Below are 23,961 nucleotides of genomic sequence, written 5' to 3'. Positions count from 1 at the left end.
AGAAGACTTTCGCCAGGCCGTACGCATTCGGCGTACGGAACCGGCGAGACAGGACACAGAGAGCTCCCGTGCGGCGCCCGCGCCCCGGACGGCGGCATCCGCGCACCGCGCGAGCCGCGGACGTCACCGGCATCGCCGGACCAGGCGCGGCGCCCGGGAGCCTGACGGGAGAAACGCCCGCATGCTCGAACCGACCGAACCCACCGAGGGTTCCGAACCGATCAGCCCGAGCGACACCCTGCCGCCGCGTAGGCGACGGCGTGCCGCGTCCCGTCCGGCGGGACCGCCGGCCACCACCTCGGACGCGCCGGTGGAGACCGTGACGCCGGCCATACCGGCCGCGGAGTCCGTCGGGACGGACGTCACCGAGGAGACCGAGGAGACCGGGGCGGCGCAGGACGCCGCGGCGGCCGCACCGGTCGAGGAGACCGCTCCGGAGGCCCTGACGGCCGAGGAGAAGGAAGACCAGGACCGGCAGGACCGGGCGACGCGGGCCGAGAAGGCCGCCGCGGAGGCCGGTACCGCGGCCGACGAGGAGGCCGCGCCCGCCGGTCGCCGGCGTCGTCGTGTGGTCCGCCGCGCCGCCGCGCCCGCCGCGCCGGCGGAGGCGGCCGAGACCGTCGTCCCGGTGACCGAGCCCGCTCCGGCCGCCGCCGGGGCGTCGGAGCCGGCCGGGGCGTCCGCGCCCGCGCAGGCCGCCGAGGCCCCCGAAGCCGTCGAGGACGCCGCTCCTCGACGCGCCCGGCGCCGTGCCACACGCACCGTGTCCTCGCCGACCGCGGCGCCGGCCGCCGACGGGAGCACCCCGGCGGCCGCCGCGGCGACCGGGAACGCCGAGTCCGCTGCCGAGGCCGCCGAGGACGACGCTCCGCGTCGTACCCGTCGCCGGACCACGCGCCGTGTGGCCGCGCCCGCCGGCGCACCCGCTCCGGCCGAGTCCGCCGAGGCCCCGGCCGCGGCCGGGAGCACCGAGGCGAAGGACCCCGTGACCGCCGCCCAGGCGCCGGAAGCCGTCGCGTCCGGCGAGACCGCCGAGACCGCCGAGACCGCGCGGACGGGCCAGGCCGCCGAGAGCGGCGAGGACGCCGCTCCGCGTCGTACCCGTCGCCGGACCACGCGGCGCGTGGCCGAGCCGGCCGCGTCGGCCGGGAGCGCCGACGCCGGTGCCGACGCGGCGCCCGCCGAGGCCGCCGCGACCTCCTCGTCCGCCGAGGAGGCGAACACCCCCGTGACCGAGACGCCCGAGACGTCCGCCCCCGGCCAGGCCGCTTCCCCCGCCGAGGCGCCCGCCGCCGAGGAGGCCGCTCCGCGCCGTCGCCGCCGGGTCGTGCGCCGGGCCGCCACCGGGTTCGCCGAGCCCGCGCGGCCCGCCGCCCGGGCCGCCGAGCCCGAGGTGCCGCGCCCGTCGCGGCCCGCCGTCGCGGTCTTCCAGCCGCCGGTGTTCACCGAGCCGAGGTTCCAGACCCCGGAGCGGGCCGCCGCCGAGGCCGCGGCGGAGGCCGTCGAGGTCGAGGAGACGGAGGAGACCGAGGAGTTCCCGGAGGAGCAGCCCACCGGGGCGCGCCGCCGTCGCCGCCGCCGGGGCTCCGGCCACGACGAGGAGGCCGAGGCCCGGACCGCCGAGCCCGTCGAGTCCGCCGAGCCCGCCGAGGACGAGGCGGACGAGGAGGAGACCGAGGAGCCGGCCGAGGACCACGCCGGTGACGACGAGGACCAGGAGGAGACCGAGGGGGCCGGGTCGCGCCGCCGCCGTCGCCGTGGCGGGCGCCGCCGTCGCCGCGGCGAGTCCGCCGAGGCCGACACCGAGGACGGCGAGTCGGACGGCGACTTCGAGCGGCTCGCCGCCGGGCAGGCCGCCCAGGACGCCGAGGACACCGCCGAGGAGGACGCCGAGGACGGCGAGGCCGAGGAGTCGGCCGAGGACCGCGAGCAGGCCGCCGGCGGGACCGGTTCCAGCAGCAGCCGCCGGCGCCGGCGCCGGCGCCGCCGCGCCGGTGACGCGGCTGCCGACGCCGAGCCGTCGACCGACGACCCCGAGCGGACCGTCGTCAAGGTGCGCGAGCCGCGCAAGGCCGCCGAGCCGTCCGACGAGGTGCAGTCCATCAAGGGCTCGACCCGCCTGGAGGCCAAGAAGCAGCGTCGCCGCGAGGGCCGTGAGCAGGGCCGCCGCCGCGTCCCGATCATCACCGAGGCCGAGTTCCTGGCCCGCCGCGAGGCCGTCGAGCGCGTGATGGTCGTCCGGCAGAACGGCGACCGCACCCAGATCGGCGTCCTGGAGGACGGCGTGCTCGTCGAGCACTACGTCAACAAGGAGCAGGCGGTCTCGTACGTCGGGAACGTCTACCTCGGCAAGGTGCAGAACGTGCTGCCGTCGATGGAGGCCGCCTTCATCGACATCGGCAAGGGACGCAACGCCGTCCTGTACGCCGGTGAGGTGAACTTCGAGGCGCTGGGCATGGCCAACGGCCCGCGCCGCATCGAGTCCGCCCTGAAGTCGGGCCAGCCGGTCCTCGTCCAGGTCACCAAGGACCCGATCGGGCACAAGGGCGCCCGTCTGACCAGCCAGGTCTCCCTCCCGGGCCGCTACCTCGTGTACGTGCCCGAGGGGTCGATGACCGGCATCAGCCGCAAGCTGCCCGACACCGAGCGGTCCCGGCTGAAGACCATCCTCAAGAAGATCGTCCCCGAGGACGCGGGCGTCATCGTGCGCACCGCCGCCGAGGGCGCGAGCGAGGAGGAGCTGCGCCGGGACGTGGAGCGGCTGCAGGCGCAGTGGGAGGAGATCCAGAAGAAGGCCAGGAACGGCAACGCGCCGACGCTGCTGTACGGCGAGCCGGACATGACCGTCCGGGTCGTGCGCGACATCTTCAACGAGGACTTCTCCAAGGTCATCGTCAGCGGCGACGACGCCTGGCAGACCATCCACGGCTACGTCTCGCACGTCGCGCCGGACCTCGCCGGCCGGCTGCAGAAGTGGACGAGCGAGGTCGACGTCTTCGCCACGTACCGGATCGACGAGCAGCTCGCCAAGGCGCTGGACCGCAAGGTCTGGCTGCCCAGCGGCGGTTCGCTGGTCATCGACCGGACCGAGGCGATGGTCGTCATCGACGTCAACACCGGCAAGTTCACCGGTCAGGGCGGCAACCTCGAGGAGACGGTCACCAGGAACAACCTGGAGGCGGCCGAGGAGATCGTGCGCCAGCTGCGGCTGCGCGACCTCGGCGGCATCATCGTCATCGACTTCATCGACATGGTCCTGGAGTCCAACCGGGACCTGGTGCTGCGGCGCCTGCTGGAGTGCCTGGGCCGGGACCGTACGAAGCACCAGGTCGCCGAGGTGACCTCGCTGGGGCTGGTGCAGATGACCCGCAAGCGGGTCGGCCAGGGCCTGCTGGAGTCGTTCTCCGAGACCTGCGTCCACTGCAACGGCCGCGGTGTCATCGTCCACATGGAGCAGCCGAGCTCCGCGGGCGGTGGCGGCGGCAAGCGCAAGAAGCGCGCCCGGGCCGGTGCCGCCGAGCAGCCGCACGAGCACGAGGCCGTGGCCGCCGTCGAGACCGCCGAGCAGGAGGCCGAGGCGGAGACCGAGGCCGAGGTCGTCGCGGAGGCGGCCGAGCCGGTCGCGCTCCCGGCGCCCGACTTCGCGCCCGACGAGGAGCTGTACAGCAGCGCCGCCGAGGCGGAGGCCGCGGCGGGCCGCGGGCGTTCGCGGCGCCGGGCGAGCCGGCGGGCCTCGGCCCCGGCGGGCGCGCCCAGGAGCGAGACGGCGAAGCCGGCTCGGGCCGGGGCCGCGGTGCCGACGGCCCAGGACGTGACGGCCGAGGAGGAGATCGCGCGTCCGGTGCGGCCGGAGCCGGCCGCCGAGGCGCACGCCGAGCCGGCGGCCGTCGAGGACCCGGTCGTCGAGGCGCCCGCGCCCCAGGCGCCCGCCGAGGCCGCTCCCGCCGCGGCTCCGGCCGCGGAGGAGGTCGCGCAGGAAGCCGCGCCGAAGGGCCGTACCCGGCGTCGGGCGACCCGCAAGGTGTCCGCTCCGGCCGGTTCGCCGGCGGGCGCCGAGGCGGCCGTGGTCACGGTCGCCGAGAGCGCGGCCCCGGCCGCGCAGCCGCAGGCCGAACAGGCCCCGGCGGAGCGAGCCGAGGCGTCCGGCGCCCCGGTTGAGGACGTGGCTCCGGCCCGTCCGCGCCGCCGCGCCGTGCGCAAGCCGACCACCCCCACCGCGCCCGAGGAGGCGGCCGTCCTGGTCGTCCCGTCGGCTCCGGCGGAGGAGGCTCCGGCGGAGGAGAAGGCCGCGCAGGAGAGCGCTGGGCTGGAGGGCGCGGCGCAGGAGGCCGCGCCGGCCGCTCCGGCGGTCGAGCAGGAGGCGCCCGCCGAGGAGGCCGCCGCGGCGCCCGCCGAGGAGAGCGCCGAGGAGGCGGCTCCGGCCAAGAAGGCGGCCCGCAAGACCGCCAAGAAGGCCACGGCGAAGAAGGCCGCCACCAAGAAGACGGCGGCGAAGAAGACGGCCGCCAAGAAGACGACGGCCAAGAAGGCGGCCAAGACCGCCAAGACGGCCGCCGTCAAGAAGACGGCGTCCAAGAAGACCGTGGCGGCGGAGCAGAGCGCACCGTCGGTCTCGGCCGCCACGGACGAGGGCTGACGCCCGCCGGGGCGCACGCGGGTACTCCGCGTGCGCCCCGGGCCGCGGCCGGCGTGACCGGCCGCACGCCCGCGGGGCCCGGCCCGGTTTGACCCCTTCGGCCGCGGGCCCGTAACCTTGACCGTCGGTCGGCGTGTCCCCTGACGCGCCACATCCCCGTAAACCTCATCCTCCGGAGCGCCGGGCGCTTCGGAGAGGCCGCCCGCTGTGCGGGTGGCTGGCCTGCGGGGGTGCCGTTTCCCGAGCGAAGAGAGTGAGTCCGCGTGTACGCCATCGTGCGCAGCGGTGGTCGCCAGCACAAGGTTGCTGTCGGCGACATCGTTGAGGTTGACAAGATTTCCACTGCCAAGGTTGGCGACACGGTCGAGCTCTCGACCCTGCTCGTCGTTGACGGCGACTCCGTGACCAGCGACCCGTGGGTGCTGGCCGGCATCAAGGTCCAGGCCGAGGTCGTGGACCACCACAAGGGCCAGAAGATCGACATTCTGCGCTACAAGAACAAGACCGGCTACCGCCGTCGTCAGGGCCACCGCCAGCAGTACACGGCGATCAAGGTCACGTCGATCCCCACGGCTGCGAAGTAAGGGACTGAGGAGAGATGGCACACAAGAAGGGCGCATCGTCCACCCGGAACGGTCGCGACTCGAACGCCCAGCGGCTCGGCGTGAAGCGCTTCGGCGGTCAGGTCGTCAACGCGGGTGAGATCCTGGTCCGTCAGCGCGGCACCCACTTCCACCCGGGCGCCGGCGTCGGCCGTGGCGGCGACGACACGCTGTTCGCGCTGCAGGCCGGTGCGGTGCAGTTCGGCACCAGCCGCGGTCGCAAGGTCGTGAACATCGTTCCGGTCGCCTGATCCGGGCCGACCACGAACGTTCGCGAGGCGGACCTCACTTCCCGGTCGGGAAGGCAGGTCCGCCTTTCGCGTGTTAAGCAGGAAACACCCTTTTACGTCTCTGGAGGCACCGAACCATGACCACCTTCGTGGACCGCGTCGAGCTGCACGTCGCCGCGGGTAACGGGGGCCACGGCTGTGCCTCCGTCCACCGTGAGAAGTTCAAGCCGCTGGGCGGGCCCGACGGCGGCAACGGCGGGCGCGGCGGCGACGTGATCCTCACCGTCGACCAGTCCGTGACGACCCTCCTCGACTACCACCACTCCCCGCACCGCAAGGCCACCAACGGCAAGCCCGGCGAGGGCGGCCACCGCTCCGGCAAGGACGGCCAGGACCTGGTCCTGCCCGTGCCGGACGGCACCGTCGTGCTCGACAAGGCGGGCAACGTGCTCGCCGACCTGGTCGGGCACGGCACGTCGTACGTCGCCGCGCAGGGCGGCCGGGGCGGGCTCGGCAACGCGGCGCTGGCCTCGGCGCGCCGCAAGGCGCCCGGGTTCGCGCTGCTCGGCGAGCCGGGGGACGTCCGGGACGTCGTCCTGGAGTTGAAGACCGTCGCCGACGTGGCGCTGGTGGGGTATCCGAGCGCGGGCAAGTCCTCGCTGATCTCGGTGCTGAGCGCCGCCAAGCCGAAGATCGCCGACTACCCGTTCACGACGCTCGTCCCCAACCTCGGCGTGGTGACGGCCGGCTCGACCGTGTACACGATCGCCGACGTGCCCGGGCTGATCCCCGGGGCCAGCCAGGGCAAGGGGCTGGGGCTGGAGTTCCTGCGCCACGTCGAGCGGTGCAGCGTGCTCGTGCACGTACTGGACACGGCGACGCTGGAGTCCGACCGCGATCCGCTGTCCGACCTCGACGTCATCGAGGAGGAGCTGCGGCAGTACGGCGGGCTGGACGACCGTCCGCGGATCGTCGTGCTGAACAAGGTCGACGTGCCCGACGGCCGGGAGCTCGCCGAGATGGTGCGGCCGGACCTCCAGGCGCGGGGCTACCGGGTCTTCGAGGTGTCGGCGGTGGCGCACATCGGGCTCAAGGAGCTGTCGTACGCGCTGGCCGAACTGGTCGGCAGGGCGCGGGCCGCCAAGCCGAAGGAGGAGGCCACGCGCATCGTCATCCGGCCCAAGGCCGTCGACGACGCGGGCTTCACCGTGACGCGCGAGGACGACGGACTGTACCGGGTGCGCGGCGAGAAGCCCGAGCGCTGGGTGCGGCAGACCGACTTCAACAACGACGAGGCGGTCGGGTACCTCGCGGACCGGCTCAACCGGCTCGGGGTGGAGGAGGAGCTGATGAAGGCCGGGGCGCGGTCCGGCGACGGTGTCGCGATCGGGCCCGAGGAGAACGCGGTCGTCTTCGACTGGGAGCCGTCCGTCATGGCCGGCGCCGAGATGCTCGGGCGGCGCGGTGAGGACCACCGGCTGGACGGCGTGCGGCCCGCCGCGCAGCGGCGGCGCGACCGGCAGGCAGAACGCGACGAGCTGCAGCGGGAGTTCGACGACTTCGAGCCGTTCTAGGGCTTCCCGGGGTTTCGCGCCCTCCCGGGTGGACGCCCGGGAGATCCACGGAGCGCCCCAGGGCAACCAAGTCCTGGGGCGGGAAGTCGTACCGGGCGTGCGGAGGAGGATCCGGGGTCCGGATGAGGGCCCCGGCCCCGCCGCGGTCAACCGCCCTTCCGACGTCCCGGAGCCGATGTGTCCACACCCGTACGACGGGCAGCGCGGCGTACCGTCGTGGTCGCCTCCGCCCTGCTCGCCGCCATCGCGACCGCCCTGCCCACGGCCCAGGCCCAGCCCGCCGGGGCGGGGGTGCGCCAGGACTTCGACGGCGACGGCTACGCCGACCTGGCCGTGGCGGCGCCGAACGCGACCGTCGACGGCAGGAAGGGCGCCGGGTACGTGGCCGTCCTGTACGGCTCGGCCGACGGGCTGCGCACCGCGACGAGGCAGGTGTTCAGCCAGAACACCGCGGGCGTGCCCGGAAGCGCCGAGACCGACGACGAGTTCGGCAGCGCGCTGACCGTCGCCGACCTGGACCGCGACGGGTACGCGGACCTCGTCGTCGGCGTGGGCCGTGAGGACACCGCGGACGGGGGCACCGACTCCGGGCTGGTCGAGGTCGTCTGGGGCGGTCCGAAGGGCCTGTCGGGCGGTGCGGTGCTGGCCACCGGCGCGGCCCACGACGGCCTCGGCGCCCACGGCCACCTGGCCGCCGGGGACGTCGACGCGGACGGTGCCGCGGACGTGGTGACCGTGGAGAACCTGCACGACCTGCGGGTGCTGAACGGGCCCTTCGCCCGGGACGGCTCCACCGCGCACGGCGGACAGGTGGTGAAGGACCCCTTCGACAGCCGCCTCCTCGACCTGGCCACGGGCGACGTCGACGGGGACGGCGTCACCGACGTGGCCGCCACCGGGAACGACGGCGACGAGTACGACGCCCGCCGCGTCCTGTACTGGCTGGGCACCCGGGACGGACTCGCCCCGTACACCATCGTGCGCGACACCGACGGCGCCGGTCTGCAGGGCGGCGAGAACCTCGACATCGGCGACGTCGACGCCGACGGCATCGACGACATCGTGGTCGGCCGCGCCGTCGACGGGTACGACAGCGACCTGGACACCCCGCGCCCCAAGGGCGGCCGGATCAGCTGGATCCCCGGCACCCCGGGCGGTCCCGACGGCGCCAGGGCCACCTTCCTCAACCAGGACAGCCCCGGTGTGCCCGGCACGGCCGAGAAGGGCGACGGCTTCGGCACCGACGTCCAGGTCGCCGACGTGGACGGCGACGGCCGCGAGGACGTCGTGACCGGCGTGCCCCACGAGGACCTCGGCGGCGTGGCCGACGCGGGCGCGGTCGTGGTCCTGCGGGGCGCCCGGGGCGGCCCGACCGGCTCGGGCGCCCAGGTGGTCACGCAGAACACCGCCGGCGTGCCGGGCACCGCCGAGACGGGCGACCTCTTCGGCAGGTCGGCGCACCTGGGCGACGCGAACCGGGACGGGCGGGCCGACCTCGCCGTGGGGGCACCGGGGGAGAACACCGGCTCCGGATCGGTGTGGACCTTCCGCTCCGGCCCGGCGACGGTGGTGACGCCCGGCGCCACCACGGCCTTCGGCCACACCGTCCTCGGCACCGCGGGGGCCGGCGCGCGCCTCGGTCTGGGCTTCGCCCACTGACCTCGCCCGGCGGCCCCCGGCGGGCGGGAGCCGACGCCCCGTGAGACCCGTTGCGGCAGGACCGCGTTCGTCCTGATGTTCCCGGGCCGCAACGGGTCTCCTGCTGTCTGCCCATTTGTCATGTACGCGAATTCCTGTGTTCAACCGGCCGACCGCCCGGGAGCATGAGCTTCCCAGTGTCCAAGGGGCCAGCGACGCAAGGGAGTTCGCCGATGACCGGAGTGAACGGGGCCGTATCGCCCGACCGACGCCGCTTTCTGACCGCCGGAGCCGCGGTGCTCGGCGCCGCGGCCTCCGCCCAGTTGTGGCTGCCCTCCGCCGCCCGCGCGGCCGAAACCCCCCTGCCCGACGGCGTGTTCAGCCTGGGCATCGCCTCCGGGGACCCGCTGCCGGACGGCGTCGTGCTGTGGACCCGGCTCGCCCCCGACCCGCTGAACGGCGGCGGCATGCCCGACCGCGTGGTCCCGGTGGAGTGGCAGGTCGCGGAGGACGCCCGGTTCAGAAGAGTCGTCCGCCGGGGCACCGCCCAGGCCCGGCCCGAGTACGGGCACAGCGTCCACGCGGACGTACGCGGCCTGCGCCCGGGCCGCACGTACTGGTACCGCTTCCGCGCCGACGGGCAGCTCTCGCCCGTCGGCCGCACGCGCACCGCGCCCTCCGCCCACCGCCTCGGCGGCACCCTGCGCGTCGCGCTCGCCTCCTGCCAGAACTGGCAGCACGGCTACTTCACGCCCTACGCCGACATGCGGGAACAGGACCCGGACATCGTCCTGTTCGTCGGCGACTACATCTACGAGTCCACGCCGTCGGCCACCGCCCTGCGCCGCCACGAGGGCACCGGCGAGCCCTTCACCCTGGTCCAGTACCGCAACCGGTACGCCCAGTACCGCACCGACCCCGACCTCGCGGCGATGCACGCGAACGCGCCCTTCGTGGTCACCTTCGACGATCACGAGGTCGACAACGACTTCGCCGGCGAGATCCCGCAGGACCCCGACCGGCAGCCGCACGACGCGTTCGCGGCCCGGCTGGCCGCCGCCTACCAGGCGTACTACGAGCACATGCCGGTGCGCGCCACCGCGATCCCGGACGGCCCGCACATCCGGATGTACCGCCGCCTGGAGTTCGGCCGCCTGGCCCGCCTCAACGTGCTGGACACCCGCCAGTACCGCAGCGACCAGGCCACCAGCCAGGCCGGTGCGCACAGCCCGGACCTGACCATGCTCGGCGCCGAGCAGAGGCAGTGGCTGCTGGACGGGCTGCAGGACTCGCCCGCCCGCTGGAACCTGATCGCCTCGCAGATCATGATGGCCGAGACCGACCTGCTGGCCGGCGAGGGCAAGCAGTGGTTCTACGACGCCTGGGACGGCTACCAGGTCGAACGCAACCGGTTCCTGGAGCGGTTCAGGTCCGTGCGCAACCCGGTGGTGCTCAGCGGCGACCGCCACCTGACGATGATCAGCGACCTGAAGGCGGACTTCGCCGACCCCGGCTCGGACGTCGTCGGCGCCGAGTTCGTCGGCACCTCCATCTCCAGCAACGGCGACCAGGACCAGGCCGCCTTCCGCAGGGAGTGGGAGCCGCGCATGCCGGACAACCCGCACTGGAAGCTGATCGACGCCCACCGCGGCTACCACCTCCTGGACGTCCGGCACGACGGCATCGACGCCCAGGTGCGGATCGTGGACACCGTGCGGCAGCCGCAGGCCACGGCCGGCACGCTGGCCCGGCTGCGGGTGGAGGCGGGCAGGCCCGGCGTCGAACTCGTGTGACGGCGCACGCCCGACGGAGCCCGGGACCCCTCGCGGTCCCGGGCTCCGTCGCGCTCCGCCCCAAGGCCGCCGGAGAATCCCCCGCGGCCGGTCCCGGACACGGCGAATGGCTCCCTTACCCTCGCCGAGACCGAAATGCTGCGGAATCTTAATAAGGAATTCCGGGGCAATGGGCGGCCGGACGGGCCCTATTCGGGCCCGTCCGCACCGGCGCGGTCATGCGCGCGGTCACGCATATGAAGAACACGTGCGGCCCCACGCCCGGGACGTGAAGATCGGCACCCCGTCGCGGCGGCGCCGGCCCCGGAGCGTCACGCACGGCAATCCCGGCGCGCTGTGGACTTACTCACAGCATTTGCCGAGGCGTCCGCGGAACCGTTTGCCCCTCGCCGGGAGTTCGAGGTGAATGACAGGTTGCGCGCACATATGCAGCGACGGTCGCTCACCTTGCACTGCGGTAACCACAAGTGGGACCATTTCCAGGTTCCCTGTCGCCCCAAGGTAGGTCACCTGTGTCCCAGCACATAGCCAAGCCCCGTACCACCGCAGTGATCCTGGCCGGCGGCACCGGTCAGCGGGTGGGTCTGTCGATCCCCAAGCAGTTGCTGAAGATCGCCGGCAAGGCAGTCATCGAGCACACCCTGACCACCTTCGAGAAGGCCGACTCGATCGACGACGTCATCGTGCTGATGGCGCCGGGCTACGTGCCCGACGTCGAGAAGATCGTCGCCAAGGCCGGGTTCACGAAGGTCAAGAAGATCATCGAGGGCGGCTCGACCCGGAACGAGACCACCGAGCGCGCCATCGCCGCCCTCGGCGAGGGCCTGGCCGAGGGCGAGGACCTCAACGTCCTCTTCCACGACGCCGTGCGCCCCCTGCTGTCGCAGCGCGTCATCGACGACTGCGTCGCCGCGCTGGAGCGCTACGAGGCCGTCGACGTGGCCATCCCGTCCGCGGACACCATCATCGTCACGCGCACCCACGGCCAGGACGGCGAGTTCATCACCGAGATCCCGGACCGCTCCCGCCTGCGCCGCGGCCAGACCCCGCAGGCCTTCAAGCTGTCCACGATCCGCCGCGCCTACGAGGTCGCCGCGAACGACCCCAACTTCCAGGCCACGGACGACTGCTCGGTCGTGCTCAAGTACCTGCCGGACGTGCCGATCCACGTCGTCGCGGGCGACGAGTACAACATGAAGGTCACCCAGCCCGTCGACGTCTTCATCGCCGACAAGCTCTTCCAGCTCGCCTCCACCGCCGCCCCCGAGCAGAAGGGCGAGGAGGCCTACCGCGAGCTGCTGACCGGCAAGACCCTGGTCGTCTTCGGCGGTTCCTACGGCATCGGCAAGGACATCGCCGAGCTCGCCGAGTCCTACGGCGCCACGGTGTACGCGCTGGGCCGCTCCACCACCGGCACGCACGTGGAGAACCCGGAGGAGGTCGACGACGCGCTGTCCAAGGCGTACGCCGAGACCGGCCGCATCGACTACGTCGTCAACACCGCCGGCGTGCTGCGCATAGGGAAGCTCGCCGAGACCGACAACGCCACCATCGAGGAGGCGCTGAAGGTCAACTACCTGGCACCGGTGCAGATCGCGCGCTCCTCGTACAAGTACCTGGCCGAGACCAAGGGCCAGCTGCTGCTGTACACCTCCAGCAGCTACACCCGGGGCCGCGCCGAGTACAGCCTGTACTCCTCGACCAAGGCCGCGATGGTGAACCTCACCCAGGCCCTGTCCGACGAGTGGGCCGGCGACGGCATCCGCGTCAACTGCATCAACCCCGAGCGCACCGCCACCCCGATGCGCACCAAGGCCTTCGGCCAGGAGCCCGCGGGCACGCTGCTGTCCTCCGAGGCCGTGGCCCGCACCTCGCTGGACGTGCTGCTGTCCGAGCTGACCGGCCACGTCATCGACGTCCGCCAGCAGGACCCGACGGCGGGCGCGGCCAGGGCGTCCGGCTTCGAGCAGGCGCTGGCCTCCGTGCTGGACCGTCAGGACGGCGTGTAATAATTGACGGTCAATAGACTTTCGTAATTCAGGCCTCTGCGGACACCCGTTCACCGGGCGTTCGCGGGGGCCTGAATCCGTACACCTCGCACATTCACCGATCAGCCGCATTCAAGAACAAACCGGCACTCCCCCTCCCAGAGCAGGTTTCTCCGTGATATCCACCGCTATTCGCGTCGCCCGGGTGGGCAGCGCGGCCGAGCTGGCCGCGGCGGTCCTCATGATGGCGGGCTTCCCCGCCCTCATGCTGGCCGCGCTCGTCCCGAGCGTCCCCGCCTTCGCGGCCGCGGCCGCCGTGACGTACCTGGCGGACCACTATCTGCACCGCAAGGGCAGCTACCTGATCAACCGCCTGAGCAAGGTGCGGGCCGGTCTGTCGATCCGCTTCCTGATCCGGCAGCTGCTGCTGATCCTGCTGCTGGCCCGGCTGTCCCTCGCGGACGACCTGATCTCCTACGGGGCCATCGCCTGCTTCATCGCCTTCTACGGCCTGCAGGCCCCGCACGGCGCGCTGGTCACCCTGATCCGCAACCGCCGCCGGATGCCGGTCGCCACTCGGAACGTGGACCTCAAGTCGCGCATCCGCATCCCGGACGCCCCGCCGCGCCGGCTGCTGCACCGCTCCGCCGAGAAGATGCTGCACCTCGACCTCGCGGCGGTCGTCGGCATCATGGTCTCCGCGGCCACCGAGTCGGCCGTCGCCGGATTCGTCGGCATCGGCGTCACGCTCGTCCTGAGCACCGGCTACGTCCTGGCGCTCCTGCCCTACGTGCGCGGCGGGAAGACCCCGCCGAAGGCCGAGACGGTCCTGGCCGCCGTCGACGACTGGCTGCGCGAGTACCAGCCGGAGACCGTCCTGTACTTCTCCGGCTCCCGGGACTCCGCCTACCAGGTCAACATGTGGCTGGAGACCATGGAGCAGCTGGACTCCAGGCCGCTGATCATCCTGCGCGAGCGCGTCATCCTGAACAACCTGGCGCCCACCACGGTCCCCGTCGTCTGCGTGCCCGGAGGGGTGCACCTGATGAACATGGACCTGTCCACGGTGCGGGTCGCGCTGTACGCGGCGAACGTCGGCAAGAACATCCACCTGCTGCGCGTGCCCACCATGAAGCACGTCTTCATCGGCCACGGCGACAGCGACAAGCTCGCCAGCGTCAACCCGTTCAGCAAGGTGTACGACGAGGTGTGGACCGCCGGCCGCGCGGGCCGCGACCGCTACGCCATCGCCGACGTCGGCGTCCGCGACGACGACATCGTCGAGGTCGGCCGCCCGCAGCTGGCCCCCATCCAGACCTGGCAGGGCGTCCCCGACGGGCGCATCCCCACGGTCCTGTACGCCCCCACCTGGGAGGGCTGGGACGACAACCCGGGCAACACCTCCATCCTGCTGGCCGGCGAGAACATCGTCCGCCGCCTGGTGACGGCCGACCCGCCGGTGCGCGTCCTGTACAAGCCGCACCCGTTCACCGGCACCCGCAGCAAGGACGCCAAGGCCGCCCACCAGCGCATCACCGCCCTGGTCGAGAAGGCCGCCGCCGAGCGCGCCGCCGACCCGCGCTTCACCGCCGACGCCGCCGCCCAGGCGCAGGCCGAGGCCGAGCTGGCGCGCATCGAGGCCCGGATCGCCGAGCTGGCCGGCACCGGCTCCGGCAAGGGCGACGAGGCCGAGGCCACCCGCGACGGCATCGTCGACGTGGCCCGGCACGAGGAGATCGCCCGGCTGCGCGCCGAGTGGAACACCGCCTACTGGCGTTCCTTCCCCACCTGGGAGCACCGCGTCATCACGGGCGCCCAGCCGCGCCTGTACGACTGCTTCAACGTCTCCGACGCGATGGTCTCCGACATCTCCAGCGTGGTCTCCGACTTCATCGCCAGCGGCAAGCCGTACGCGGTCACCGACTCCGCGGAGCTCGGCGTCGAGGAGTTCAAGCGGCAGAACACGGCCGTGCGCGCCGCGGTCATCCTGTCCAACAGCGCGGCCGAGCTGGGCGAGCTGCTCGCCGCGGTCCGCGACCCCGCCTCCGACCCGCTGGCCGGGGACCGCAAGGAGCTCAAGCGGTACCTGCTGGGCCCGGACGAGCCGAAGTCCATCGACCAGTTCAACACCGCGGTCGCGAACCTCGCCCTGAAGGCCGAGACGCGCAACGCCGGCCAGGTCACGCGGATCGTGGCCGGAGGCCCGGACGTCGAACTGGCGGACGCCCTGCCCGGGCAGCGGGCGGCGTCGGCCGGCGACACGGACGGCGTGAACGCGGGCTGACCCCGCCCCGGGTACGCACAGGGCTCGGCCCCCGAGGACAACTCCTCGGGGGCCGGGCCCTTTCGGTGTCCCCGCCCGTGCGCATGGGCGCCCCCGCCGGGGACACCCGCCGTGCGCCCACCTGACACCGTGTGAGATGGATCACGGAAAGGAGGGCTCGGGGCAACCGCTTGCCCGGAGCATCCGTCTAACAGGTAGCGCATAAGGAGATACCGGGGGAAATATCCGTTGACGAGGGGGAAACGTGACGCAGCCTGATGTCAGTGTGATCATCGGGGCGTACGAAGCGATGCCGTATCTGGTCGAGTGCCTGGCGTCCGTCGAGGCACAGACCATCGACCCGGAACGCATCGAGGTCATAGCCGTCGACGACGGGTCGACGGACGGGACAGGGGAGTACCTGGAGGATTTCGCCGAGCGCGCGCCCATGCCGGTGACCGTCGTCCGGCAGGACAACTCGGGCGGCCCCAGCGGCCCGCGCAACGTCGGCCTCGGCAAGGCGGCCGGACGGTACGTGTTCTTCCTCGACGCCGACGACCGGCTGGGCCCCGAGGCCCTGGAGCGGATGGTCGCCATGGCCGACCGTGCCGGCACGGACGTGGTGCTCGGCCGGGTCGAGGGCGTCAACCGCTCGGCGCCCAAGTCGATGTGGGGCCGGACGCTGGAGCGCACGGACGTCTTCTCCTCCAACATCAAGTTCACCCTCAGCGCGCAGAAGCTGTTCCGCCGCGAGCTGCTGACCCGGCACGGCATGCGCTTCGACGAGTCGCTGTTCACCGGCGAGGACGCGCTGTTCACGATGGAGGCGTACCTGCGGGCGGACGGCGTCTCCGTGATCGCCGACTACACCTGCTACTACCTGGTGGGCCGCGACGACGGCAAGCACGTCACCAAGAGCGGCGGTTACACGCTGCGCTTCGACTCCGCGCGCGCCCTGATGAACCTCATCGCCGAGCACGTCCCCGCCGGCCCCCGGCGCGACCAGCTCATGGTGCGCCCCTTCCTCATCACGCTGCTCCCGCAGTTCGGGCCCACGTACCTCAAGGACGGCGAGGAGACGCGGCGTCACAAGTTCGAGCTGGCCAAGCCGCTGATGGACGCCTACTGGACCGAGGGCGTCGCCCGCCACCTCAAGGTCGAGGAGCGCCTGCGCCTGCACCTGGTCGCCGCACAGCGCCCCGACCTCCTCCTGGACGTCGTGAAGTTCGTCAAGGCCAAGAAGCAGGCACCGGCCCTGCTGGAGAAGCGGGGCCGTCGCCTCTACCTGGTCTACCCGCACTTCCGCGACCGCGCGGCGGGCATCCCCGACTCCGTCTACCTCGCCGAGCCCCGCGAGGCCCGCGTCTTCCCCGGCTACCGCGAGGGCGGCGCCGACTTCTTCCTGCGCCGCGCGGCCCGCAGGGCCCGCCGCGTCCTGGACTCCCTGAAGCGGCCGACCCCGGGCGGCACGGCCACGACGGCCTGACGGGCCCGCCCGGCGCTCCGTGGCCCGCTGGCGGCCGGTGCCGCGCGGTCCGCCGGGCGGCCGGTGCCGCGGCCCGGCGGACCACGGGGCGCCTGCGGGGCGGTCCGCTGGCCCCGGAGCACGGGACCACCGGACCGCCACCCGGGGTGGGGGCTACGGGGCGGTCCCGGGCTTTTGCGCGGGCACGCGGTCCCGGCCGGTGGCCCGCCGCTGGGCCGGGAGCTCCGCCGCCAGCCGTTCCGCCACGCGCGCCCGGTGCTCACGGGCCGCCGCGCGCAGGGCCTGTACGGCCGCGTCGAACCGGTCCTGGGACGGCGGATCGGCCGGGCCCAGCAGCCGCAGCTTCAACTCGGCCCGTGCCCCGGCCAGTTCGTCCCGCTCCGGGTGCCGGACCGTCTCCAGCAGGCGCGGCACCCCGGCCGCGTCCGGCGTCAGCACGGTCGCCGCCGCCACCGTCGGGAAGGCCCTGCGGAACGCGTCCTCCGGCAAGCCGCTGGTGTTCGCCACCGCGTACGGCTTCCCGCTCGCCAGGAAGTCGCTGATCACGCTCGACACGTCGCTGACCAGCAGGTCGGCCTGGTCGAAGCAGGAGAACAGCGAGGGCCGGACGTCCGTGACGACCTGGTGCTCCCCCTCCGGCAGGGAGGCCCAGTACGCCTCCTCCCAGGCGGCCGTGGCCCGCGCCACCGCCTCGGCCCGCCCCGGCTCCGGCGCCGACTGCACCAGCATCCGCTCGACCTGGTCGGCGCCGGGCCGGAAGACCGCGGTGGTCAGCCGGTCCAGCTCCGCCGTGAGGCGTGCCAGTCCGGCGCCGGCGGCGGGCCGGGACCCCGGCCGCCGCCGGTTCGCCGCCCGGATCAGCTCCCGGATGCGCCGGTCGGCCGCGCCCGCCCGCGGATCCACCGACCCCGTCAGCGGGTGCGGCTTGTACAGCAGCCGCACGCCCGGGTCCGCGAGCAGCGCGCGGACGAGGTTCTCCCCGGCCTCGATCACCGAGGTGTTGCCGGGATTGCCGTCCCAGCCCTCCCAGGTCGGCGCGTACAGGACCGTCGTGTACGGCCCGGTGGGCGGCCCCGCGTACGGGACCACGGCGTCCAGTTGCGGGCGGCCGATCTCCACCACGTCCTTGTCCTCGACGCCCACGTCGGCCAGCGCGTAGCGTTCGCGCGCCGCCGGGCCGGCCACCCACACCTCGTCGTACGCCTTCGCGTACGGGTTGCACGAGGACAGCTTGTCGCTCTCCCCGTGGTTGACGAAGGCGTGCTTGATCGTGGGGATGCGCAGCACCTGCGAGGTCTTGCCGGAGTTCGACGGGTGGATGAGGACCTGGAGCGTGGAGTGCTCCAGCCGCATCAGCGTGGACACCTTCGGCAGGCAGACGATCGGGATGTCGGTCGCGGCGATCCTCTGCACCATGAAGCGCTCCCGCAGCACGATCACCGGCCGGGCGTCGAGCTTCGCGAGCGGCTCCAGCCACATGTTCGCCTGGTACGCGGAGGACGCGCCCCCGGAGAAGTACAGGCCGACGGTCGGCCGGTACGCGGCCAGCCACGCGTCGAACCACTCCAGCACCTCCTGCTCGCCGGCCGGACGGCGGCCCGGCAGCAGCCGGAGCAGCAGCACGCCCAGGCCGGTCAGCGCCAGGAGGAGGGAGACGGCCAGGCCCGCGGCGCCGTACAGCGGAGCGTCACCCGCCGCCGTGACCAGCAGCCCGGCCGTCGCCGGCAGGCCGAACAGCAGCAGCCGGTGGCCGGGGCGGCGCAGCGGACCCGGCGGGGCGGTGGACAGCCGCAGCGCCGAGGCGTCGACGTTCCGGGTCACCACCGGCAGCGTCCGGGTGCGCCGCACCAGCACCGACACCGCCTGGATCGCGCAGTGCAGCCCGTAGAAGGCCAGCAGACCGGCGACCAGCGGGGCGTACACCGGCTCCCGGTGCTGCTCGCCGAGCCGCAGCAGGCCCACGACCAGCAGCAGGTCCCGCAGGACGTGCCGCACGGTCAGGTCCGCGTGCGACTTGGCGAACAGCGCCAGCATCCCGCGCTGCCAGCGGTACAGGGCGCCCTCGGCGGCCAGGGAGGCGGCGGTCGCGGCCAGCAGCAGCGGCACGTGGGGCAGCAGCGCCGCCACGGCCTGCGCGCCGAAGGCGGCGGCCGTGGCGGCCGCCAGGAGCGCCTTGGCGGCGGTGGGACGCCGGGGCAGGCGCACGGTCCGGCGGAGCCGGCCGGACGTGCGCCGCGGCCGGCCGGGGTCCGGGCGGCCTGCCGGCGGCTGCCGGCGGCGGGGCGGGGGCAGGGGCACTGCGGTCACTCCAGTTCCGTCGCGGGAGGGGCGTCCGGGTTAACGCCCGGCGGCCTCCGGACGACACGCGCGTGTCCCTGGAGGCCCGGACGGCCGCGGGGTGCTATGGGCCCGACCGCGGGGTGCCATGGGCTCTTTGCGCCGCCGCCCGCCCGCCGGACCCGGCGGGGTCCGCCTCGCACGGGGACGCCGCCGCCCGCAAGCCCGGGCCGCCGGCCGGCCGGGGCTGCTCCGTGCGCGTCCGCGCTGTCCGCAGCCTGGACCGGTGGCACGCCCCGCACTCCGTCTGGCGTAGATTGCCCGGTGGGCGACCGAATCGACGCGAGGGGACGGACGGCAAGGTGGCAGGGGCAAGGCGGGCCGTGAGCGAAGCGCGCAGGATCGTCGTCAAAGTGGGCTCCTCGTCGCTGACCACCGCCTCGGGCGGCCTGGACGCCGACCGGGTCGACGCGCTCGTCGACGTCCTCGCCAAGGCGCGGGGGACGGGGGCGGCCGAGGGCGCGGGGGAGAAGGAGATCGTCCTGGTCTCCTCCGGTGCCATCGCCGCCGGTCTCGCCCCGCTCGGTCTGCGCCGCCGTCCCAAGGACCTCGCCCGCCAGCAGGCCGCCGCCAGCGTCGGCCAGGGCCTGCTCGTCGCCCGCTACACCGCCTCCTTCGCCCGTTACGGCGTCCGCGTCGGCCAGGTGCTGCTCACGTCCGACGACATGAGCCGCCGCTCCCACCACCGCAACGCCTCCCGCACCCTGGACAAGCTGCTCGCGATGGGCGCGTTCCCGGTCGTCAACGAGAACGACACCGTCGCCACCGACGAGATCCGCTTCGGCGACAACGACCGCCTCGCCGCGCTCGTCGCCCACCTGGTGCGCGCCGACCTGCTGGTGCTGCTGTCCGACGTGGACGGCGTGTACGACGGCGACCCCGGCAGGCCGGGCACCTCGCGGATCGCCGAGGTGCGGCGGCCGGAGGATCTCGCGCACGTCGAGATCGGCAGCGCCGGCAAGGCCGGCGTCGGCACCGGCGGCATGGTCACCAAGGTGGAGGCCGCCCGGATCGCGGCCGCCGCCGGCATCCCCGTGGTGCTGACCAGCGCGGTCCACGCCGCCGACGCGCTGGCCGGCCAGGACACCGGCACCTACTTCCACCCCACCGGCAAGCGGTCCGCCGACCGGCTGCTGTGGCTCCAGCACGCCTCCACCCCGCAGGGCGCGCTCACGCTGGACGACGGCGCCGTACGGGCGGTCGTGGAGCACCGCAAGTCGCTGCTGCCGGCCGGCATCTGCGCCGTCGAGGGCGAGTTCGGCGCCGGCGACCCGGTGGAGCTGCGGGACGGGGAGGGGCGCGCGGTGGCCCGCGGACTCGTCAACTTCGACGCCAAGGAGATCCCCCGGCTCATCGGCCGTTCGACCCACGACCTCGCCCGCGAGCTCGGGCCGGCCTACGAGCGCGAGGTCGTGCACCGGGACGACCTGGTGGTCCTGCACCCGTGAGCGGACCGGCGCGGGGCGCCCGCGGGCACCCGTGAAGGACCCGCGCGGGCATCCGCAATGAGTTGAAACGTCCGCCCTCGGCGGTGGACGTTCCGCAAAACCGCCCCCGCGATCTCCCCCGGCCTGCTCAACTTTGTCCCAGGGACACGAACCGCACGAGCACCGCTGTGTGAAGGAGGCCGTCGTGAGACGAGTGCGCCCAGGGACGGCGGCGTCCCTCGGTGGTGCCGGCTCCCGGGCGGCCGGCGAGCAGCGCCCCCTGACGAGCGTGGCCGCCGGGGCCCGGTTCCGGGGCGATGAGCCGCAGGACACCCCGCGCCTGTGGCACGTCACCCTCAGCGTCTCCGGGCGGGAGGCCCCGCTGACCGAGGTCCGCCGGGCCCTGGAGCAGCTCGCCCACGACCATCCCTTCCTCCTGACCAGCAGGTACGCGGGCGACCACGCGGAGATCCGCTACTGGGAGGAGGCCCGCGACCTGCACGACGCGGCCGCCGTCGCGCTGCGCCTGTGGGGCGAGCACCGGCAGACCGCCGGGCTGCCGCCCTGGGAGATCGTCGGCCTGGAGGTCATCGACCGCGCCACCTACCACCAGCGCGTCGCCGAGGGCTACGGGCCGGCCCCGGCGTCCCCGGTCGGAGTCCACCCCTTCTGATCCCACCCTCGATCCGTCCCGGGAACGTCCCGGGAACGTCTCGGAGGACGTCTCGGGGTGTGGAACGAGCGGTGAACGGGCCCCCGCGGCGCACTACCCTTCCCTCATGACCACGCTCTCGCCGTACGACTCGATGTCCCCGGTCACCCAGGCCGCCTACCGCGCCAAGGCCGCCGCGGCGACCCTCGCCCCGCTGCCGCGGGCCGAGAAGGACGACGCGCTGCTCGCCGTCGCGGACGCGCTGGAGGTCCGCACGAGCGAGATCGTGGAGGCCAACGCCCAGGACGTCGCCAAGGCCCGCGAGAACGGCATGAGCGAGGGCATGGTCGACCGGCTCACGCTCACCCCGGAGCGGGTGCGCGCCATCGCCTCCGACGTGCGGGACGTGGTCGCCCTGCCCGACCCGGTGGGCGAGGTCGTACGCGGCTCCACGCTGCCCAACGGCATCGACCTGCGCCAGGTCCGCGTGCCGCTCGGCGTCGTCGGGATCATCTACGAGGGCCGGCCGAACGTCACGGTCGACGCCGCCGCCCTGTGCCTGAAGTCCGGCAACGCGGTCCTGCTGCGCGGCTCCTCCTCGGCGTACCGGTCGAACACCGCGCTCGTGCGCGTGCTGCGGGACGCCGTGGGCGGGGCGGGCCTGCCCGCCGACGCGGTCCAGCTCGTGCCCGGCGAGAGCCGCGACAGCGTGCGCGAGCTGATGCGCGCCCGCGGCCTGGTCGACGTCCTCATCCCGCGCGGCGGCGCGTCCCTGATCAACACCGTCGTGCAGGAGTCCGTCGTGCCCGTCATCGAGACCGGCACCGGCAACTGCCACGTCTACGTCGACGCCCGGGCCGACCTCGACACGGCCGTGGAGATCCTGATCAACTCCAAGGCCCAGCGGGTCGGCGTCTGCAACGCCGCCGAGACCCTCCTGGTCCACCAGGACATCGCCCCCGAGTTCCTGCCGCGCGCCCTGGACGCCCTCGCGGACGCGGGCGTCACCGTGCACGCCGATGAGCGCGTGATGGCGTACGCCAAGAACTCCCGCGCGACGGTCGTGGAGGCGACCGCCGAGGACTGGGAGACCGAGTACCTCTCGTACGACATCGCCGCCGCCGTCGTCGACTCCCTCGACAAGGCCGTCGAGCACATCCGCCTGTGGACCTCCGGCCACACCGAGGCCATCGTCACGACCTCCCAGCAGGCGGCCCGCCGCTTCACCCAGCTGGTCGACTCCACCACGGTCGCGGTGAACGCCTCCACCCGCTTCACCGACGGCGGCCAGTTCGGCTTCGGCGCGGAGATCGGCATCTCCACGCAGAAGCTGCACGCCCGGGGGCCGATGGGGCTGCCGGAGCTGACCAGCACGAAGTACATCGTGACCGGGGACGGGCACGTACGGCGCTGAGGTGTGCGGCGGGGCGCGCCTGCGCGGGCCGGGGGCGCCGCGGCCGGGTGCCTGCCGCGCGCGGCCGGCCGGGAGCCGTCTCGGCAGGTGGATGAATTTCCATACCGTCTGCCCAAAATGACCCCCCAGGTCTACTCTGGATCCGTGCCGGAGGACATGGGGGGCACGCCGTTCCCTGACGGCTGGAAGCCCGACGACGACCACGACCGCGGGGTGTCGGACGAAGAGTTCGCCTCCGTGGTCTTCGACGAGGCCTTCGTACGCGCGGCCGTGGTGCACGAGCCGACCGCCGTCGAACGCCTCCTGGCCGCCGCCCAGGCGAGAGCCGAGGCCGAGGCCCGCCGGGCCCGCCCCGGAGGCGAGCGGTACGACGACGGGTACGGCGGCGACGGGCGCCGCGGTTTCGGCCACGACGCCGCCCTCGACGACCCGGACGATCCCGACGTCCTGGAGGACCGCTACGGGGGCGCCCCGGGACCGTACGGCAAGCAGGTCCGCTGGCACCGCCCCGTCGCATGGATCCTCGCCCTGGTGATGGGCGTCGGCATGGTCGCCCTGGCCTTCGCGGCCGTCTACCGGGGCGCCTCCTCCCACCGCCAGGACCAGGTTCCGCCGCCCGCCTCGACCGGTCCGGAGCAGGGCGGCGCGGCGGCCCCCTCCGCCTCCGCCGACTCCTCCCGGCCGGCCGTCTCGGTGATCCCGCGCAGCCCCTGAGCCGGCCTGCCGGCACACCGGCGATCCCCGGTGAGAACCTGTCAGAACTTGGCGTTCGGCAGGGCGTTTACCTGGGCTCCCGGCGACCTACCCTGAAGATATGGGAGGGCCTGGAGATCCACCGGAGGGGACACCCGAGGGCGCCCCAGGAGGTGGAGAGGACGAGTACCGGTCCGTCGTCTTCGACGAATCGTTCGTCCGCGCTGCCCGGCTCCAGGAGTACTCCGCCCAGGAGCGCATCTCCGACCACGCCCCCGCCGTACGCCGTCGCCCGCCCCTGCGCCGCGGCCTGCCCCGGCAGGCGCTCGTGCTGGTCCTGCTGATCGCCCTGGCCTTCGGCACCGCGATCTACATGGGCGTACGCCACCCCTACCAGACCCCCGTCGCCCAGAAGCCCGCCGAGCCGCTGCGGATGACCGTCGTCCCGCTCGCCCCGCAGGGCGAGGTCCCCGGCACCGCCGACGTGGAGCGGCTGTACGCGAGCAGCCCCGCCGCGCAGTTCCGGACCGGCGCGGAGGGCATCCCGCTGCCCGCCTCCCGGCGCACCGCGCACTTCTCCGACAGCCAGGTCGTCGCCGCCCTGACCACCGCCAAGGACTACATCGTCCGGTCCGCGCTCGACCCGGCCGTGCTCACCGGCGGGCAGATCCGCCCGGTGCGCGCGCTGCTCCACCCCGACCAGCTCGACCAGTTCGGCCGGAGCTTCACGCATCCGGCCGCCGACGGCCGGCACGCGCCGACGGGGTGGCTCGTCCGCTTCGACTCCTCCCGCGCCGAGCTGGCCGACCTGAAGATCCGCGTCCAGGGCACCCTGCGGGCCACCGAGGCCGACCCGGCCACCCTCGAGGTCACCGCGGACCACACCTTCGTCTACGCGCTGCGCCCGGCCGGCGCCGGCGACGGCGCCGAGGCGTCGCTGTTCACCGTCCGCCGCGAGCTGCAGTTCCGCTTCGACCGCGAGGACCTGCGCCTGCACCAGGCCCGGCTCGTCGTCTCCTACGTCCGGGCCGGCCCGCTGGCCTGCGCCGAGGACTCCGCCAACCGCCTGCGCCCCCTCCTCGCCGGCCAGACGGCCGAGGCGGGCGCCCCGGCCGGCACGGACCCGTACGCCACGGACGGCGCGACGGCCCTGTGCGGCTCACTGGCGACGAGCGCGCAGCCGAAGGTGTAGACGCGGGTCCCTCCGGCACCGGACCCGGGGCCGGGA

General features: G+C 73.9%; 15 protein-coding genes. 14 read left to right on the top strand and 1 reads right to left on the bottom strand.

Translation table 11 applies throughout. The features are described from left to right. Positions 1–181 precede the first annotated feature (181 nt). The 9 genes from AB0L29_RS07700 to AB0L29_RS07660 all read left to right on the top strand — a co-directional run bounded on the left by AB0L29_RS07700 (position 182) and on the right by AB0L29_RS07660 (position 16,210). Positions 182–4,636, top strand: a complete 4,455-nt coding sequence (locus AB0L29_RS07700; RefSeq protein WP_365824412.1) for an Rne/Rng family ribonuclease — start codon at positions 182–184, stop codon at positions 4,634–4,636. A 263-nt stretch (positions 4,637–4,899) separates the two neighbouring features. Next, positions 4,900–5,220, top strand: a complete 321-nt coding sequence (rplU, locus tag AB0L29_RS07695; RefSeq protein WP_028422127.1) for a 50S ribosomal protein L21 — start codon at positions 4,900–4,902, stop codon at positions 5,218–5,220. Positions 5,221–5,234: 14 nt separating this feature from the next. Beyond that, entirely contained in the window at positions 5,235–5,489 is a 255-nt protein-coding gene (gene rpmA / locus AB0L29_RS07690) for a 50S ribosomal protein L27 (RefSeq protein WP_073938528.1), read from the top strand. Between the two features lie 116 nt (positions 5,490–5,605). After that, the gene (obgE, locus tag AB0L29_RS07685) at positions 5,606–7,042 is read left to right on the top strand and encodes a GTPase ObgE (RefSeq protein WP_365824410.1); all 1,437 of its coding nucleotides are present in this window, start codon (positions 5,606–5,608) and stop codon (positions 7,040–7,042) included. Between the two features lie 177 nt (positions 7,043–7,219). Continuing rightward, entirely contained in the window at positions 7,220–8,701 is a 1,482-nt protein-coding gene (locus tag AB0L29_RS07680; RefSeq protein WP_365824408.1) for an FG-GAP and VCBS repeat-containing protein, read from the top strand. Positions 8,702–8,913: 212 nt separating this feature from the next. Further along, entirely contained in the window at positions 8,914–10,473 is a 1,560-nt protein-coding gene (locus AB0L29_RS07675) for an alkaline phosphatase D family protein (protein ID WP_365824406.1), read from the top strand. 512 nt (positions 10,474–10,985) lie between these two features. Beyond that, positions 10,986–12,482: a bifunctional cytidylyltransferase/SDR family oxidoreductase gene (locus AB0L29_RS07670; RefSeq protein WP_365824404.1), complete on the top strand. Its 1,497-nt coding sequence runs from the start codon at positions 10,986–10,988 to the stop codon at positions 12,480–12,482. A gap of 184 nt (positions 12,483–12,666) precedes the next feature. Then, positions 12,667–14,745 (top strand): hypothetical protein, encoded by a 2,079-nt coding sequence (locus AB0L29_RS07665; RefSeq protein ID WP_365824676.1) that lies wholly within the window; start codon positions 12,667–12,669, stop codon positions 14,743–14,745. A 289-nt stretch (positions 14,746–15,034) separates the two neighbouring features. Next, entirely contained in the window at positions 15,035–16,210 is a 1,176-nt protein-coding gene (locus AB0L29_RS07660) for a glycosyltransferase family 2 protein (protein ID WP_365824674.1), read from the top strand. 153 nt (positions 16,211–16,363) lie between these two features. Here AB0L29_RS07660 and AB0L29_RS07655 read toward each other — a convergent pair whose 3' ends face one another. Next, positions 16,364–18,415 (bottom strand): hypothetical protein, encoded by a 2,052-nt coding sequence (locus AB0L29_RS07655; RefSeq protein ID WP_365824672.1) that lies wholly within the window; start codon positions 18,413–18,415, stop codon positions 16,364–16,366. 434 nt (positions 18,416–18,849) lie between these two features. Here AB0L29_RS07655 and proB point away from each other — a divergent pair, with 434 nt between their 5' ends. From proB to AB0L29_RS07630, 5 genes are all read left to right on the top strand, one after another. Then, the gene (gene proB, locus AB0L29_RS07650) at positions 18,850–19,995 is read left to right on the top strand and encodes a glutamate 5-kinase (RefSeq protein ID WP_365824402.1); all 1,146 of its coding nucleotides are present in this window, start codon (positions 18,850–18,852) and stop codon (positions 19,993–19,995) included. A 193-nt stretch (positions 19,996–20,188) separates the two neighbouring features. Continuing rightward, positions 20,189–20,647 carry a hypothetical protein gene (locus AB0L29_RS07645; protein WP_365824670.1) on the top strand — a complete coding sequence of 153 codons (459 nt, stop codon included), beginning with the start codon at positions 20,189–20,191 and terminating at the stop codon, positions 20,645–20,647. A gap of 106 nt (positions 20,648–20,753) precedes the next feature. Beyond that, positions 20,754–22,040 carry a glutamate-5-semialdehyde dehydrogenase gene (locus AB0L29_RS07640; RefSeq protein ID WP_365824400.1) on the top strand — a complete coding sequence of 429 codons (1,287 nt, stop codon included), beginning with the start codon at positions 20,754–20,756 and terminating at the stop codon, positions 22,038–22,040. Between the two features lie 117 nt (positions 22,041–22,157). After that, positions 22,158–22,754: a hypothetical protein gene (locus tag AB0L29_RS07635; RefSeq protein ID WP_365824398.1), complete on the top strand. Its 597-nt coding sequence runs from the start codon at positions 22,158–22,160 to the stop codon at positions 22,752–22,754. A gap of 100 nt (positions 22,755–22,854) precedes the next feature. Next, entirely contained in the window at positions 22,855–23,925 is a 1,071-nt protein-coding gene (locus AB0L29_RS07630; protein ID WP_365824396.1) for a hypothetical protein, read from the top strand. Positions 23,926–23,961: the final 36 nt, after the last annotated feature.

It is taken from the genome of Streptomyces sp. NPDC052701, assembly GCF_040678355.1.
GTDB lineage: Bacteria > Actinomycetota > Actinomycetes > Streptomycetales > Streptomycetaceae > Streptomyces.
The sequence above is the reverse complement of the archived record's forward strand: the minus strand, read 5'-3'. Positions and strand labels throughout refer to the sequence as shown.

What these genes read in the sequence shown, in the direction of transcription:
- obgE (WP_365824410.1), top strand. Translation starts at nt 5,606, where the DNA reads ATGACCACCTTCGTGGACCGCGTCGAGCTGCACGTCGCCGCGGGTAAC.
- AB0L29_RS07675 (WP_365824406.1), top strand. Translation starts at nt 8,914, where the DNA reads ATGACCGGAGTGAACGGGGCCGTATCGCCCGACCGACGCCGCTTTCTG.
- AB0L29_RS07635 (WP_365824398.1), top strand. Translation starts at nt 22,158, where the DNA reads ATGACCCCCCAGGTCTACTCTGGATCCGTGCCGGAGGACATGGGGGGC.
- AB0L29_RS07700 (WP_365824412.1), top strand. Translation starts at nt 182, where the DNA reads ATGCTCGAACCGACCGAACCCACCGAGGGTTCCGAACCGATCAGCCCG.
- AB0L29_RS07640 (WP_365824400.1), top strand. Translation starts at nt 20,754, where the DNA reads ATGACCACGCTCTCGCCGTACGACTCGATGTCCCCGGTCACCCAGGCC.
- AB0L29_RS07660 (WP_365824674.1), top strand. Translation starts at nt 15,035, where the DNA reads ATGCCGTATCTGGTCGAGTGCCTGGCGTCCGTCGAGGCACAGACCATC.
- AB0L29_RS07630 (WP_365824396.1), top strand. Translation starts at nt 22,855, where the DNA reads ATGGGAGGGCCTGGAGATCCACCGGAGGGGACACCCGAGGGCGCCCCA.
- rpmA (WP_073938528.1), top strand. Translation starts at nt 5,235, where the DNA reads ATGGCACACAAGAAGGGCGCATCGTCCACCCGGAACGGTCGCGACTCG.